Raw genomic sequence first — 14,104 nt, 5'->3', positions numbered from 1 at the left:
GGGTACGCCGGGCGGGGAGGCGGCGGGCGGAGGTCCGGCGTCCCCCGCCCGTCGCCGTTCAGTCGCCCGTGGGCGGCGCCGCCGTACCGGCGGCCCGCGCGGGCAGTTCCTTGATCCGGATGTCACGGAAGGACACCCGGTCGCCCGCACCGTGGTTCTGGATGCCGAGGTGACCGTCCCTGAGGCTGCGGGCCGGATCGGTGTTGGTGAAATCGTTGATCCGCACGCCGTTGAGCCAGACGCGGAGGCGTTCGCCCTCCACGCGGATCTCGTACGTGTTCCACTCCCCCGGCGGGTTCAGGGCGCGGTCGCGCTTCCTGAGGTCGGCGGAGCGGAAGCCGTAGACGGACCCGGTGGTCCGCTCCGGTACGTCGGTGGCGTCGATCTGGATCTCGTAGCCGTTGTTCACGGCCGACCACGGGTCGTCCGAGGGCGGGAAGCCGACGAACACACCGGAGTTGTCGTCGCCGGAGGTGCCGGACATCCTCCAGTCGAGCTTCAGGGAGTACGACCCGAAGCTCCGGTCGGCGTACCAGAGCATGCCCATGCCGCCGCTGGAGGTGAGCGTGCCGTCGGCGCCGAGTTCGAAGGAGCCCGGCCCGGCCTGCCGCCAGCCGTCCAGGGAGGTGCCGTCGAACAGCGGCCGGTAGCCGTTCTCCGGTCGGCAGTCGGCCCGGGCCTCGCCGATCGCCCACCGTATGCCGCCCAGCAGGTGCTGCCGGAAGGCGGGTTCGGCGTAGGACTCCTTGGTGTGGCCGCCCCCGGTGTAGAAGGCGCGTCCCCCTTGGTAGTTCTGGCACCAGGCGATGGGATGGTCGCCGTTCATGGTGCCGCCGCTGTACGACGACTCGTCGAGCGAGGCGAGGACGTGGGCCCGTTCACGGGGGTTGGAGCGGTAGTTGTACCACTCGTCCGTGCGGTTCCAGGTCGCGCCGAGCCCGGCGGTCGCCGGGTGGGCGTGGTCCTCGACGTCGACCGTCGCGGGCTGGATCGCGGGGTGCGACTGGAAGTACGCGCCCGCGAGTCCGCCGTAGAAGGCCCAGTCGTACTCGGTGTCGGCGGCGGCGTGGATGCCGACGTAGGCGCCGCCGCGTCCGATGTACCGCTCGAACGCGGTCTGCTGGCTCGCGTCGAGGACGTCGCCGGTGGTGGAGAGGAAGACGACGGCGGCGTACCGGCCGAGGTTGCGGGTGGTGAAGGCGCCGGCGTCCTCCGTGGCGTCGACCCGGAAGCCGTGGGCGGCGCCCAGTTCCCGTACGGCGGTGATGCCCTCGGGGATGGAGTCGTGCCGGAAGCCGGCGGTCTTGGAGAACACCAGCACCCGGGGCTGTGCGGAGCCGCGTGCCGTACCGGCGTCGGCCGCCTCATCCGACACGGCCGGCCCCGAGACGCAGCCGATCAGCAGGGCGGCGCCGATCACGGCCGTCCCCATACGTCCGTTCGTTCGCATGACCGCCCCTCACCTCGTCGTGAACGTGAAGTCGTCCACGTCGAACAGCCCGCCCGAGCCGCTGCCCTTGAACACCAGGTAGAGCGTGGTGGTGCCACGCGGGGCCCTGGTCAGGTTCGCGGTGACGTCCTGGAAGTTCTCCCAGCCGCCGGTGACCGGCACGGTGGTCCTACCGAGCAGCCGGCCGGTGGGCGAGCCCGCCCGGACCTCCAGCCTGCCGCCCGCGCCCCCGGAGGAGATCCGCGCGGTGATCTTCGTGGCGTCGGACAGGACGTACGGCTCGAAGGAGATCCAGTCGCCGTTCGAGATGTCCCCGACGGTCCTGCCGCCGTGGGCCGTGGCCTTCGACTGGACGGTGATGCCGGAGGAGTCGCCGTAGTGCTCGGCCTGGCGGTGCTTGGGCTGGACGACGTGCCGGTCGTGGGTGGTCAGCGGGGCCTGGCCGCCGCCCCCGCCGTCGGTGTACTCGGCGTCGAACACCCCGAAGATGTTGGCGTTCTCGTCGTGGCCGCCGTCGGCGCTGGTCTGGATGGTGCCGGTGCAGCCGTTGGCGGAGGTCACCGGGTGGCCGTGGCTGTCGTGGCCGAGGACGAAGGTGACCTTGACCTTGGCGCAGTCGATCGTCCGGCCGTCCTCGGGGTCGCTGACCCGCACCTTGAACGGTACGGCCTCGCCGAAGGCGAACAACTGCCCGTCCTTCGGTAGGTCCAGCGTCACCTTGGGCGCGGTGTTGCCGACGACGATCCGCACGCTTGCGCTGCCGGTGCGGCCGGAGGGGTCCTTCGCGGTGACGGTCGCCGTGTAGGTGCCGTTCTTCCTGTAGGTGTGCGTCGGGTTGGCCGCCGTGGACGTGGAGCCGTCGCCGAAGTCCCAGCGGTAGGTGAGGGCGTCGCCGTCCTGGTCGCTGGTGCCCGCGGAGGAGAAGCGCACCTTGAGCCTCGCCTGGCCCGAGGTGCGGTCGGCGGCGGCCTGGGCGACCGGCGAGTGGCCGTCGGTGGCGTTCTCGATGCGGTACAGGGCGGAGTGCTCGTCGCCGCCGAACCAGGAGACGCCGTAGTCGAGGACGTACAGCGCACCGTCCGGGCCGAAGGCCATGTCCATCACCTGGGTGCCCGTCCAGGGCACGTCGGCGATGGAGCGCACGGTGCCGTCGGCGTCGCTGGCGATGCGCTTGATCCAGCGGCGGCCGAACTCACCGGCGAAGAAGTCCCCGTCGTACGCCTCGGGGAACTTCACCGGGGAGTCGAGGGAGGCGTCGTAGTGGTAGACCGGGCCGCCCATCGGGGACTCGGAGCCGTCGCCGAACTCCGGCAGGGAGTTGCCGTTGTAGGGGATCCACGCGGGCTCGGCGGGCGGCAGTTCGGTCAGGCCCGTGTTGTTCGGGGAGGTGTTCCTCGGCGCCGCGCAGTCGAAGGCCGCGCCGGAGGCACCGGTGGCGAAGTCGTAGTCGACGTAGGCGTCGTTCTTGCCGGTGCAGTACGGCCAGCCGAAGTTGCCCGGCTTGGTGACGCGGGCGAACTCGACCTGGCCGGCCGGGCCGCGCGAGGGGTTGGCGGCGCCCGCGTCGGGGCCGTACTCGCCGACGTAGAGGATGCCGGTCTTCTTGTCGACGCTGAAGCGGAACGGGTTGCGCAGGCCCATCGCGTAGATCTCGGGCCGCGTCCTGTCCGTGCCGGGCGCGAACAGGTTGCCGTCGGGTATGGCGTACGAGCCGTCGGCGTTCACCTTGATGCGCAGGATCTTGCCGCGCAGGTCGTTGGTGTTGGCGGAGGTGCGCTGCGCGTCGAAGGCCGGGTTGCGGTTGGCGCGCTCGTCGATGGGGGTGAAGCCGTCCGACTGGAACGGGTTGCTGTCGTCGCCGGTCGACAGGTACAGGTTGCCCGCCGCGTCGAAGTCGATGTCGCCGCCGACATGGCAGCAGATGCCGCGCGAGGCGGGCACGTCGAGGATCTTCTTCTCGCTGGCCTTGTCGAGCGTGCCGTCCGTCTTCAGGACGAACCGGGAGAGGCGGTTGACGCCGTCGAAGCGAGCGAAGTCGGCGGCGGTGCCGGTCTCGGGCGCGTCCCCGGCGGGGGTGTTCAGCGGGGGCGCGTAGTACAGGTAGACGAAGCGGTTTTCGGCGAAGCCGGGGTCGACGCCGATGCCCTGGAGACCCTCCTCGTCGTGGGAGTACACGTCGAGCTTGCCGGCGAGGCGGGTGTTGCCGGCCGCGTCGGTCAGCCGCAGTTCGCCGTCGCGGGAGGTGTGCAGCACCGAGCGGTCCGGCAGCACGGCGAGCGACATGGGCTCGCCGACCTCGGGTTCGCCCTTGGCGAGGGTGACCTGCTGGAAGTCCTCGGCCGCGGCGGCCCGCGGGGCGGCCTCGGCCGCTCCGGCGGCGGGTGAGGTCAGCGAGAGCGAGGCGCCGGCGAGCAGCAGACCGCTCAGCAGCGCCAGGGGCCCGCGGAACCTCCGGCGTCTGAAGGGGCTGGTGGGGTGTCTGTTGTCGTCGTACGGGTGCACGAAGGGCCTCCAAGGAGGGGCTTGGTCGTACGGAGCTGTACGGGTGTGTGCGGTACGCCGGGGTGCGCCGTCACCCCGGAGACACGGCCGGGCCGTGGGGGCCCGGCCGGACAGCCGGCCCGATGAACTGGGCCGGGGGCCGGGCCGGGAGTCCCGTGCGGGAACTGGCGGCCGGACCCCCGAAAGGGACCTAGTCGTTGCCGCCGAACGCCGCGTCGAACGAGGCCGACGGCGGTTCGAAGTCGAACGCCTTGAGGCGGTTCAGGGCCTCGGGGGCGCCCTGGAGCCGGTCCATGCCGGCGTCCTCCCACTCGACGGAGATCGGCCCCTGGTAGCCGATCGAGCGGAGCATCCGGAAGACGTCCTCCCAGGGCACGTCGCCATGGCCGGCGGAGACGAAGTCCCAGCCGCGGCGCGGGTCGCCCCAGGGCAGGTGGGAGCCGAGGCGGCCGTTGCGGCCGTCGAGGCGCTTGCGGGCCTCCTTGCAGTCGACGTGGTAGATCCGGTCGCGGAAGTCCCACAGGAAGCCGACCGGGTCGAGGTCCTGCCACACGAAGTGCGAGGGGTCGAAGTTCAGGCCGAAGGCGGGCCGGTGGCCGACCGCCTCCAGGGCGCGCTGGGTGGTCCAGTAGTCGTAGGCGATCTCGCTGGGGTGGACCTCGTGGGCGAAGCGCACGCCCTCGGCGTCGAAGACGTCGAGGATCGGGTTCCAGCGCGTCGCGAAGTCCTCGTAGCCCCGCTCGATCATCGACTCGGGGGCGGGCGGGAACATGGCGACCAGGTGCCAGATCGCGGAGCCGGTGAAGCCGATGACGGTGTCGACGCCGAAGGCCGCCGCGGCCCGCGCGGTGTCGGCCATCTCGGCGGCGGCCCGCTGCCGTACGCCCTCGGGTTCGCCGTCGCCCCAGATCCGGGCGGGCAGGATGGCCCGGTGGCGTTCGTCGATGATGGCGTCGCAGACGGCCTGGCCGACGAGGTGGTTGGAGACGGCCCAGCACTTCAGGCCGTACTTCTCCAGCAGTTCGTGCCGGGAGGCGAGGTACGACGGGTCCGCGAGGGCCTTGTCGACCTCGAAGTGGTCGCCCCAGCAGGCGAGTTCGAGTCCCTCGTAGCCGAAGTCGCGGGCGAGGCGGCAGACCTCTTCGAGGGGCAGGTCGGCCCACTGGCCGGTGAAGAGCGTGAAGGTGCGCGGCATGGTGCGGGGCCTCCTCAGACCGCGGTGGGGGTGTAGACGGAGTTCTTCTCGGCGCTCTCCTCGACCGCCGCCAGCACACGCTGCACCTGGAGCCCGTCCGCGAAGGACGGCGCGGGCCGCTCGCCCGCCGCGACGGCGTGGATCAGGTCGCGGGCCTGGTGGACGAAGGTGTGCTCGTAGCCGAGGCCGTGGCCCGGCGGCCACCAGGCGTCCAGGTAGGGGTGGTCGGACTCGGTGACGAGGATGCGGCGGAAGCCGGCGTGGGCGCCGGGTTCGGTGTGGTCGTGGTAGGAGAGCTCGTTGAGCCGTTCCAGGTCGAAGGCCAAGGAGCCGCGCTCACCGTTGAGTTCGATGCACAGGGCGTTCTTGCGGCCGGTGGCGAAGCGGGTGGCCTCGAAGGAGGCGATCGCCCCGGAGGCGAAGCGGCCCGTGAACAGGGCCGCGTCGTCGACCGTGACCGGCCCGCGCGCGTCGGAGCCCCCGGTCGACGCCAGCCCGCTGGACGCCCCGGCGGGCAGGGGCCGTTCCTTCACGAAGGTCTCGGTCAGCGCCGACACCCCGATCACGGGCTCCCCGGCGAGGTACTGCGCGAGGTCGACGATGTGCGCCCCGAGGTCGCCGAGCGCCCCGGAACCGGCCGTCTCCTTGCGCAGCCGCCAGGTCAGCGGGAAGTCCGGGTCCACGAGCCAGTCCTGGAGGTACGTCACCCGTACGTGGCGAAGGGCGCCGAGCCGCCCCTCGGCGACCATGCGCCGGGCCAGCGCGGTGGCGGGCACCCGGCGGTAGTTGAAGCCGACCATCGCCACCTGGCCACGCGCGTGGGCCTCCTCGGCCGCCGCCGTCATGGCCTCCGCCTCCTCGACGGTGTTGGCGAGCGGCTTCTCGCAGAGCACGTGCTTGCCCGCGGCCAGGGCGGCGAGGGCGATCTCGGCGTGGCTGTCGCCGGGGGTGCAGATGTCGACGAGGTCGATGTCGTCGCGGGCGACGAGGGCCCGCCAGTCCGTCTCGGTCGTGGCCCAGCCGTGCCGGTCGGCCATGGCCCGCACGGCGTCCCGGTCGCGTCCGCAGACGGCGGCGAGGACCGGGCTGAGCGGCAGGTCGAAGACCCGTCCCGCGGTGCGCCAGCCCTGCGAGTGCGCGGCCCCCATGAACGCGTACCCGACCATGCCGACCCGCAGCGGCGGTCTGCCGGCCCCGCCGGCGAGCCCGGCGGGCCAGGTTCCGGCGCCGGTGCCGGGGCCCGGAGCCCCTGCCTCCTCCGCCTCTGCCTGGTCGGGCTGCTGCGGCTGTCCCATGCGTGTGTCCTCCTCGTGGTCGCGGCGCGGTGGGGGGGTGCGGCCCTGCGGGGATCTCCGGGAGCGGCGCCCGCCGGCGCCCGGTGGTCGTTCCGGTCGGGCCCGTCCGGCGGGAGCCGTCACTTGAAGCCGGTGGACATGTACTGGTCGACGTTGTCCTTGTCGACGACGGCCGAGTAGAGCGTCACCGAGGACGGGATCTCGAACTCGGCGAGGCCGCCTATGCCCTTGCTCTGGCCGAGGGCGCGGGCGAGGTCGATCGCGGAGGCGGCCATGGTCGGCGGGTAGAGGACGGTCGCCTTGAGGACGCCGTCGTCCTTCTCGATGGCCTGGAAGGCGGAGAGTGCGCCCGCGCCGCCGACCATGAGGAAGTCGTCGCGCCCGGCCTGCTCGATGGCGCGCAGCGCGCCGACGCCCTGGTCGTCGTCGTGGTTCCACAGGGCGTCGAACTTCGACTGGGCCTGGAGGAGCTGGGCCATCTTGGCCTGCCCGGACTCCACGGTGAACTCGGCGGCCTGGCGGGCGACCTTCTTGATGTTGGGGTAGTTCTTCAGGGCGTCGTCGAAGCCCTGGGTGCGCTGCTTGGTGAGTTCCAGGTTGTCGAGGCCGGCGAGTTCGATGACCCGGGCGTCGGACTTGTCCTTGAGCTTCTCGCCGATGTAGTGCCCGGCGTTGAGGCCCATGCCGTAGTTGTCGCCGCCGATCCAGCAGCGGTACGCCTGCGGGGAGTTGAAGATCCGGTCGAGGTTGATGACGGGGATCCCGGCGCGCATCGCCTTGAGGCCGACCTGGGTGAGGGCCTTGCCGTCGGCGGGCAGGATCACCAGGACGTCGACCTTCTTGTTGATGAGGGTCTCGATCTGCCCGATCTGCTGGGCGGTGTCGTTGGAGCCCTCGGTGATCTCCAGGGTGACGTCCTCGTACTTCTCGGCGCGGCTCTTGGCGTTGTCGTTGATGGCGTTGAGCCAGCCGTGGTCGGCCTGCGGCCCGGCGAAGCCGATCGTCACCTCCTTGCCGGGCTTGTCGTCGGCGGCGGGCTGCTTGTCGGCGGCCGCCTTGTCGCCGGTGTCATTGCTGGTGCAACCGACGAGGAGGGTGCCGGCCGAGACGGCGGCGGTCCCGAAGAGCAGTCCTCTGCGGCTGGGGAACTGTGGCATGGCGGTGGACCTTTCCGGTGGGGGCTCTTCGGTGGGTCAGGTCGTGCTGGCCGTGCGTCGCTGGACCAGGACCGCGGCGACGATGATCGCGCCCTTGGCGATCTGCTGGACGTCGCTCTGGAGGTTGTTCAGCGCGAAGATGTTGGTGATCGTGGTGAAGATCAGGACGCCGAGCACGGAGCCGGTGATGGTGCCCCGGCCGCCGGTGAGCAGAGTGCCGCCGATGATCGCGGCGGCGATGGCGTCGAGTTCGTAGAGGTTGCCGTTGGTGTTCTGGCCCGAGCCGGACAGCACGATCAGCAGGAACGCGGCGATGCCGCAGCACAGTCCGGAGAGCAGATAGAGGTAGAGGCGCTGGCGGCGGACGTCGATGCCGGCGAGCCGGGCGGCCTCCGCGTTGCCGCCGACGGCGACGGTGCGCCGGCCGAAGGTCGTGCGGTTCAGCACGAGCCAGCCGATGACCGTCACGACCGCGAAGACCAGGACGAGCGGCGGGACACCGAGGACGTACGCGTCGCGCTCGCCGAGGTCGAGGACGCCCTCCACGCTGACGATCTGCGTCTTGCCGTCGGTGATCTGGAGGGCGAGTCCGCGGGCGGAGGCGAGCATGGCGAGGGTGGCGATGAAGGGGACCATCCCGCCGTACGCGATGAGCAGCCCGTTCACCAGACCGCACCCGACGCCGACGATCACGGCGGTGAAGAGGATGCCGGCGAACCCGTACTCCTGGGTGGCGACGGTGGTGGCCCACACCGAGGCCAGGGCGACGATCGCGCCCACCGACAGGTCGATGCCGCCGGAGGTGATGACGAAGGTCATGCCGACGGTGACGACACCGATCACCGAAGCCTGGGTGAGGACGAGTTGGAGGTTGCGGGTGTCGAGGAACTCGTCGGGCTTGGTGATGCCGCCGATGACGATCAGCGCGGCGAGGACGCCGAGGAGGGAGAGGGTGCGGACGTCGGCGCGGAAGAGGACGGTGCGCCAGGCGGGGGACGGTTCGGCGACCGGGGTCACCTTGTCGGTGCCGTCGCGGGGCGGGGACGCGTGCTGGGTCATGACGCCGGCCTCCCTTCGCCGGTCGCCGGGCCGGTGACGCCGGACACCGGGCCGGCCGCACCGGTCGCCGGGCCTGGCGTGCCGGTCGCCGGGCGGGCCGTGCCGGTCGCCGGGCCTGACCTGCCGGTCGCCGGGCTGGCCGCGTCGGCGGGACTGGCTGCACTTGCCACGGGGCTTCCTTCCATCACGAGGTCGAGGACGCGGTGTTCGTCGAGTTCGCGGGCGGGCGCGGTGTGCACGACCCGGCCCTCGCGCAGGACGAGCACGCGGTCGGCGAGGCCGAGCACTTCGGGCACCTCGCTGGAGACCAGCAGCACGGCGAGGCCCTCGTCGGCGAGACGGCGCACCACCGCGTACAACTCGGCGCGGGCGCCCACGTCGACGCCCCGGGTCGGCTCGTCCAGCAGCAGCACCCGGCAGCCGCGCAGCAGCCAGCGGGCGAGCACCGCCTTCTGCTGGTTGCCGCCGGAGAGGGTGCGCACCGGCACGGCGGGGTTGTCGGGGCGCAGGGACAGCTCGCGGGTCGCGGCGCGGGCGGCCCGGTACTCGGCGCCCCGGTCGATCCAGCCGACGCGGGCGAAGCGGGACATCGTCGACACCGACACGTTCCGGGTGACCGACTCCAGCATCAGCAGTGCCTGCGCCTTGCGTTCCTCGGGGGCGAGCCCGAGCCCGGCGCGAACGGCGGCCCGTACGCTGCCGGTCCGCAGCGGCCGTCCGTCGACGCGGACCTCTCCCGCGGAGGGCCTGCGGGCGCCGTAGATCGTCTCCAGGATCTCGGAGCGTCCGGAGCCGACGAGTCCGGCGAGGCCGACGATCTCCCCGGGCCGGACGTCGAGGTCGAAAGCCTCGAACTCCCCGTCACGGGCGAGCCCCCGCACCTCCAGGACGGGTGTGGTGGCCTCCGGCGGCGGGGCGGACGGCCGCTCCGGGAAGACGTACTCGACGTTCCGTCCCGTCATCAGCGCCACGACCTCGCGGGTCGGTGTCGACTTCGCGGGCAGTCCGCCGGCCACGGCCCGGCCGTCCTTCAGCACGGTCACCCGGTCGCCGATCCGGCGGATCTCCTCCAGCCGGTGCGAGATGTAGACGACGGCGACCCCGGCGGCGGTGAGGTCCGCCACGATCCTGAACAGGTTGTCGACCTCGTCGGGGTCGAGGGCGGCGGACGGCTCGTCCATCACGATGAGGCGTACGTCGTGGGAGAGCGCCCGCGCCATGGACACGATCTGCTGCTGGGCGGCGGAGAGTTCACCGACGAGCCGCGCCGGGTCGATCTCGGGATGCCCGAGGCGTTTCAGCAGCGCGGCGGTCGAGGCGCGCGCGGTCTTCCCCCGGACGACGAATCCGGCGGCGGTGGGCTCATGCCCCAGATGCACGTTCTCGGCCACCGAGAGGTGCTCCACCAGGTCCAGTTCCTGGTAGATGGTGGCGATCCCCAACCGCATGGCGGCGATCGGCGACTTGAGGGTGACGGGCTCTCCCCGCCAGCCGATGGTGCCGCCGTCGGGCTGGTGGGCGCCCGCGAGCACCTTGATCAGGGTGGACTTGCCGGCGCCGTTCTGACCGAGCAGACAGTGGACCTCTCCGGCCTGGACGTCGAGGTTGACGCCGTCGAGGGCCCGGACGCCGGGGAACGACTTGGTGATGCCGGACATGGTGAGCAGCGGTGGTTCTGGTGCCATGAGTTCCCCTTGGCGGGCGTGCGGGCCGGTTGCAGGGCGAATCAGCCTGCGGGGCAGGCGCGTTCGGGCAGAGCAGAGCGGGGCGGGGCGGGGCGGGACCGTGCGGGGGGGGCAGAGCGGGGTGAGGCAGGACCGTGCGGGGTGGGGCAGGGCCGTGCGGGGCGCTGTGCTGGTGGTCGCTCCGTACGGAGCGGTTACGCGGGTGAGAACAGGTGGTCGCTGATGAGGCGGGCCGCGCCGATGACTCCGGCGGCGGCCCCCAACTCGCCGAGGACGATGGGCAGATTGCCCGTGGCGAGGGGCAGGGACTGGCGGTAGACCTGGGTGCGGATGGCGGCGAGGAGGGTGTGACCGAGGCCGGTCACCCCGCCGCCGATCACCACCAGGCCGGGGTTGAAGAAGCTGACGAGTCCGGCGATGACCTGGCCGGTGCGGTTGCCGCCCTCGCGTATCAGGTCGAGGGCGGTGGCGTCACCGGCGGCGGCCGCGGCGGCGACGTCGACGGCGGTCAGGGTGCCGTTGATCTCCAGCCGGGAGGCGAGCTCCACCGAGAGGCCCTGCTGCGCGGCCTCCTTGGCGTCGCGGGCGAGCGCGGCGCCGCTGAAGTGGGCCTCCAGGCAGCCCCGGTTGCCGCAGGCGCAGGGGCGGCCGTCCGGTACGGCGAGGATGTGGCCGATGTCGCCGGCGCTGCCCGTCGTACCGCGGTGGACCTCGCCGCCGGCGACGATGCCGCAGCCGATGCCGGTGCCGATCTTGACGCAGAGGAAGTCGCCCACGGAACGGGCCACGCCCGCGTGCTGCTCCCCCATCGCCATCAGGTTCACGTCGTTGTCGACCATCACCGGGCAGCCGAGTTCCTGGCTGAGCGCCTCGCGCACCGGGAACCCGTCCCAGCCGGGCATGATCGGCGGGGCCACCGGGACGCCCTCGGGGAAGCGGACCGGTCCGGGGACGCCGATACCGGCGCCGTCGAACCCCTCGGCGAGCCCCGAGGCCCTGAGCTTGGCGGCCATGGAGAGGACCTGCTCGAAGACGGCGACGGGGCCGTCCCTGACGTCCATGGGCTGGTTGATGTGCCCGAGGATCTCCAACTCGGCGTTGGTGACGGCGACATCGATGGAGGTCGCGCCGATGTCGACACCCAGGAAACGGAGTTGGGGGGCGAGCCGGATGTTGTGCGAGCGCCGGCCGCCGCGCGAGGCGGCGAGTCCGTCGGCCACGACCAGCCCCGTCTCCAGCAGCCGGTCCACCTCGACGGCCAGCTTGGACCGGGAGAGATCGACCCGGTCGCCGAGCTGCGCCCGGGAGTGCGGTCCGCCGTCCCGCAACAGCTTCAGCAGCCGTGCCTGATGCGCGTTCCCGGGCCGAGCCGTCATACGTCTCACGAGCCCCTCCCCGCCTCGACCGGCCTGCGTCCACTGGGTTCCGGCCACCTCAGTGTGGCGCGCTTTCGCAGGGAACGTAGCAGTGGTCACCACGGCTGGGAAGAAGTCGCGCAGAGATTGCCGCCGACTTTCCCCACTCCCAGGACAAAGAAGGGTGCAGTTTTCATCCTCAGACCCGGAGCGCTCGCTGCGCCTGTTCGTACGAGTTGTCACGGCCACCCCGACCCAGCTTCTGGACCAGGCTCAGTCACCGGATGAACCATCGTGACAGCCGGAGCGACGGGCCGGAGTCCTGAGACGTCACCGAGCCAAGCGGTATCCCGTCGTTTCTCGGTGCACGGCGACGAACGCCTCGCATCGCGGAACGCCGACCTGGCCGCACGCGGGCTCGTCGGTCCTCCAACAGGGCGTCGCCGTGTTCGACTTGTCGGACACGGCGCCCTGACCCGGGGCTACGGCCGGGGCCGCTCGTGGTACGTCTTCCGGGTGTGCTCCGTGTGTGCCCGCATCACCGCTGTCGCCCGCTGCTCGTCGCGGGCAGAGATCGCCGTGATCAGTTCGCGGTGTTCGATCCAGGACTGGTGACCGCGCTGCCGGGCGACCGGGGTGTAGTACCAGCGGACCCGGCGGTCGACCTGGGCGGCGAGTTCGGCGAGGACCGTGTTGCCGGCGAGTTCCATGACCTTCGCGTGGAAGCGGGCGTTCAGGGCGACGGCGGCGTCCACGTCGTCCGCGTCGACGGCCCGCTCGCCCTCCGCGCAGAGGTCCTCCAACGCGGTGATGCCCGCCGCACCGGCGTTCGCCGCGGCGAGACGGGCCGCCTCAGCCTCCAACAGGGTGCGGACAGTGAGGAGTTGGTCGGCCTCCTCCTCCGTCGGCTCGTGCACGAACGCGCCCTGCGCGGGCCTCAGGTCGACCCAGCCCTCGGCGTTCAGCCGCTGGAGCGCCTCACGGACCGGCTGCCGGGACACCCCGAGATGGCCGGCCAGTTCGCTCTCCACCAGGTGCTGACCGGGGCGCAGGGCGCGGGTGGTGATCAGTTCGAGCAGGGCTTCGTAGACACGGTCGCGCAGCGGACCGGGACGTTCGAGCTTGGGCACCGCCCCTTGCGGCAGTCCTGTCGACAACATCGGGTCCCCCTCCAGAGCACCACCGGGTGTACCGCACACGGAAAGCCAACGGCCCGTACTGGAAAGTCGAGGTCAACAGCCAGTATGGATTGTCTTTCGTCTACAGTCTACGAGCCCAGTTGGCCAGGGAGTTGACGCGTCTGTCTCGTCACACCACCACCGACGCGGTGCTCAGGGGCAGCGGACGACCTGTCCGGCGTACGACAGGTTTCCGCCGAAGCCGAACAGCAGCACGGGGTCGCCGCTGGAGATCTCGCCGCGTTCGACGAGCTTGGAGAAGGCGAGCGGGATGCTCGCGGCCGAGGTGTTGCCGGACTCGGTGACATCCCGGGCGACGACGGCGTTGACGGCGCCGATCTTCTCCGCGAGGGGTTCGATGATGCGCAGGTTGGCCTGGTGCAGGACGACCGCGGCGAGGTCGGCGGGGGCGAGTCCGGCCTTCTCGCAGGCGGCGCGGGCGATGGGCGGCAGCTTGGTGGTGGCCCAGCGGTAGACGCTCTGCCCCTCCTGGGCGAACCGGGCGGGCGTCCCCTCGATCCGTACCGCGTGCCCCATCTCGGGCACCGAGCCCCACAGCACCGGCCCGATGCCGGGCGCGGAGCCGGGGTCGGCCGCCTCGACGACCGCCGCGCCCGCCCCGTCCCCGACGAGCACACAGGTCGTACGGTCGGTCCAGTCCGTCACCGCGGACATCTTGTCGGCGCCGATGACGAGCGCCCGGGTGGCCGCGCCCGCCCGCACCGCGTGGTCGGCGGTGGCCAGGGCGTGGGTGAAGCCGGCGCAGACGACGTTGACGTCCATCGCCGCCGGGGAGGGGATGCCGAGCCGGTGGGCGACCCGGGCGGCCATGTTCGGGGAGCGGTCGACGGCCGTGGACGTGGCGACCACGACGAGGTCGATGTCGGCGGCGGCGAGACCGGCCGAGGCGAGCGCCTTGGCGGCGGCGTGCCCGGCCAGCTCGTCGACGGGTTCGTCCGGTCCCGCGATGTGCCGGGTGCGGATGCCCACACGACTCGTGATCCACTCGTCACTGGTGTCGACCATGCCCGCCAGGTCCTTGTTGGTGAGCACCTTGGCGGGCTGGTAGTGGCCGACGGCGGCGATCCGCGAGCCGATCATGGGTGTTCCCCCTCATAGCCTGTGGTCAGCGGGATTCACCAGTCTGCGCAGTGACTCACGGGTAGGAGGGCGAGTGAGGCGACAGGAAAGACGAACCCATGTTGTGGGCTTCTGTCAGACCTCAGGA

Annotated in this window: 10 protein-coding genes; all 10 read right to left on the bottom strand. The window is 71.8% G+C overall.

Going from position 1 to position 14,104, the window contains the following annotated elements:
• Nucleotides 1-58 precede the first annotated feature (58 nt).
• Nucleotides 59-1,450 (bottom strand): ThuA domain-containing protein, encoded by a 1,392-nt coding sequence (locus tag ACZ4Z2_RS25630; protein ID WP_468078997.1) that lies wholly within the window; start codon nucleotides 1,448-1,450, stop codon nucleotides 59-61.
• A gap of 9 nt (nucleotides 1,451-1,459) precedes the next feature.
• Nucleotides 1,460-3,952, bottom strand: coding sequence for a PQQ-dependent sugar dehydrogenase (locus ACZ4Z2_RS25625; RefSeq protein ID WP_468078995.1), 2,493 nt, complete (start codon nucleotides 3,950-3,952; stop codon nucleotides 1,460-1,462).
• A 190-nt stretch (nucleotides 3,953-4,142) separates the two neighbouring features.
• Nucleotides 4,143-5,147, bottom strand: coding sequence for a sugar phosphate isomerase/epimerase family protein (locus tag ACZ4Z2_RS25620; RefSeq protein ID WP_468078993.1), 1,005 nt, complete (start codon nucleotides 5,145-5,147; stop codon nucleotides 4,143-4,145).
• A 14-nt stretch (nucleotides 5,148-5,161) separates the two neighbouring features.
• Nucleotides 5,162-6,442, bottom strand: a complete 1,281-nt coding sequence (locus ACZ4Z2_RS25615) for a Gfo/Idh/MocA family protein (RefSeq protein ID WP_468078991.1) — start codon at nucleotides 6,440-6,442, stop codon at nucleotides 5,162-5,164.
• Between the two features lie 119 nt (nucleotides 6,443-6,561).
• Nucleotides 6,562-7,599: a substrate-binding domain-containing protein gene (locus ACZ4Z2_RS25610; protein WP_468078990.1), complete on the bottom strand. Its 1,038-nt coding sequence runs from the start codon at nucleotides 7,597-7,599 to the stop codon at nucleotides 6,562-6,564.
• Between the two features lie 36 nt (nucleotides 7,600-7,635).
• Complete coding sequence (locus ACZ4Z2_RS25605; RefSeq protein WP_468078989.1) at nucleotides 7,636-8,658, bottom strand: ABC transporter permease; 1,023 nt, start codon at nucleotides 8,656-8,658, stop codon at nucleotides 7,636-7,638.
• Nucleotides 8,655-10,343, bottom strand: a complete 1,689-nt coding sequence (locus ACZ4Z2_RS25600; RefSeq protein ID WP_468078988.1) for a sugar ABC transporter ATP-binding protein — start codon at nucleotides 10,341-10,343, stop codon at nucleotides 8,655-8,657. Before ACZ4Z2_RS25600 ends, ACZ4Z2_RS25605 begins: the two co-directional genes overlap by 4 nt.
• A 194-nt stretch (nucleotides 10,344-10,537) precedes the next feature.
• On the bottom strand, nucleotides 10,538-11,719 hold the full coding sequence (locus ACZ4Z2_RS25595; RefSeq protein ID WP_468079160.1) for an ROK family transcriptional regulator: 1,182 nt from the start codon (nucleotides 11,717-11,719) through the stop codon (nucleotides 10,538-10,540).
• A gap of 461 nt (nucleotides 11,720-12,180) precedes the next feature.
• Nucleotides 12,181-12,858, bottom strand: coding sequence for a GntR family transcriptional regulator (locus ACZ4Z2_RS25590; RefSeq protein ID WP_468078987.1), 678 nt, complete (start codon nucleotides 12,856-12,858; stop codon nucleotides 12,181-12,183).
• 171 nt (nucleotides 12,859-13,029) lie between these two features.
• A complete protein-coding gene (locus ACZ4Z2_RS25585) occupies nucleotides 13,030-13,977 on the bottom strand; it encodes a beta-ketoacyl-ACP synthase III (RefSeq protein WP_468078986.1) in 948 nt (315 codons plus the stop codon).
• Nucleotides 13,978-14,104: the final 127 nt, after the last annotated feature.

It is taken from the genome of Streptomyces sp. NPDC030183, from assembly GCF_055573455.1.
This window is presented reverse-complemented; position numbering and strand designations above follow the sequence as displayed.

Coding starts and splice junctions, on each gene's coding strand:
- ACZ4Z2_RS25630 (WP_468078997.1), bottom strand. CDS start 1,450: ATGCGAACGAACGGACGTATGGGGACGGCCGTGATCGGCGCCGCCCTG.
- ACZ4Z2_RS25620 (WP_468078993.1), bottom strand. CDS start 5,147: ATGCCGCGCACCTTCACGCTCTTCACCGGCCAGTGGGCCGACCTGCCC.
- ACZ4Z2_RS25615 (WP_468078991.1), bottom strand. CDS start 6,442: ATGGGACAGCCGCAGCAGCCCGACCAGGCAGAGGCGGAGGAGGCAGGG.
- ACZ4Z2_RS25605 (WP_468078989.1), bottom strand. CDS start 8,658: ATGACCCAGCACGCGTCCCCGCCCCGCGACGGCACCGACAAGGTGACC.
- ACZ4Z2_RS25585 (WP_468078986.1), bottom strand. CDS start 13,977: ATGATCGGCTCGCGGATCGCCGCCGTCGGCCACTACCAGCCCGCCAAG.
- ACZ4Z2_RS25600 (WP_468078988.1), bottom strand. CDS start 10,343: ATGGCACCAGAACCACCGCTGCTCACCATGTCCGGCATCACCAAGTCG.
- ACZ4Z2_RS25595 (WP_468079160.1), bottom strand. CDS start 11,719: ATGACGGCTCGGCCCGGGAACGCGCATCAGGCACGGCTGCTGAAGCTG.
- ACZ4Z2_RS25610 (WP_468078990.1), bottom strand. CDS start 7,599: ATGCCACAGTTCCCCAGCCGCAGAGGACTGCTCTTCGGGACCGCCGCC.
- ACZ4Z2_RS25590 (WP_468078987.1), bottom strand. CDS start 12,858: ATGTTGTCGACAGGACTGCCGCAAGGGGCGGTGCCCAAGCTCGAACGT.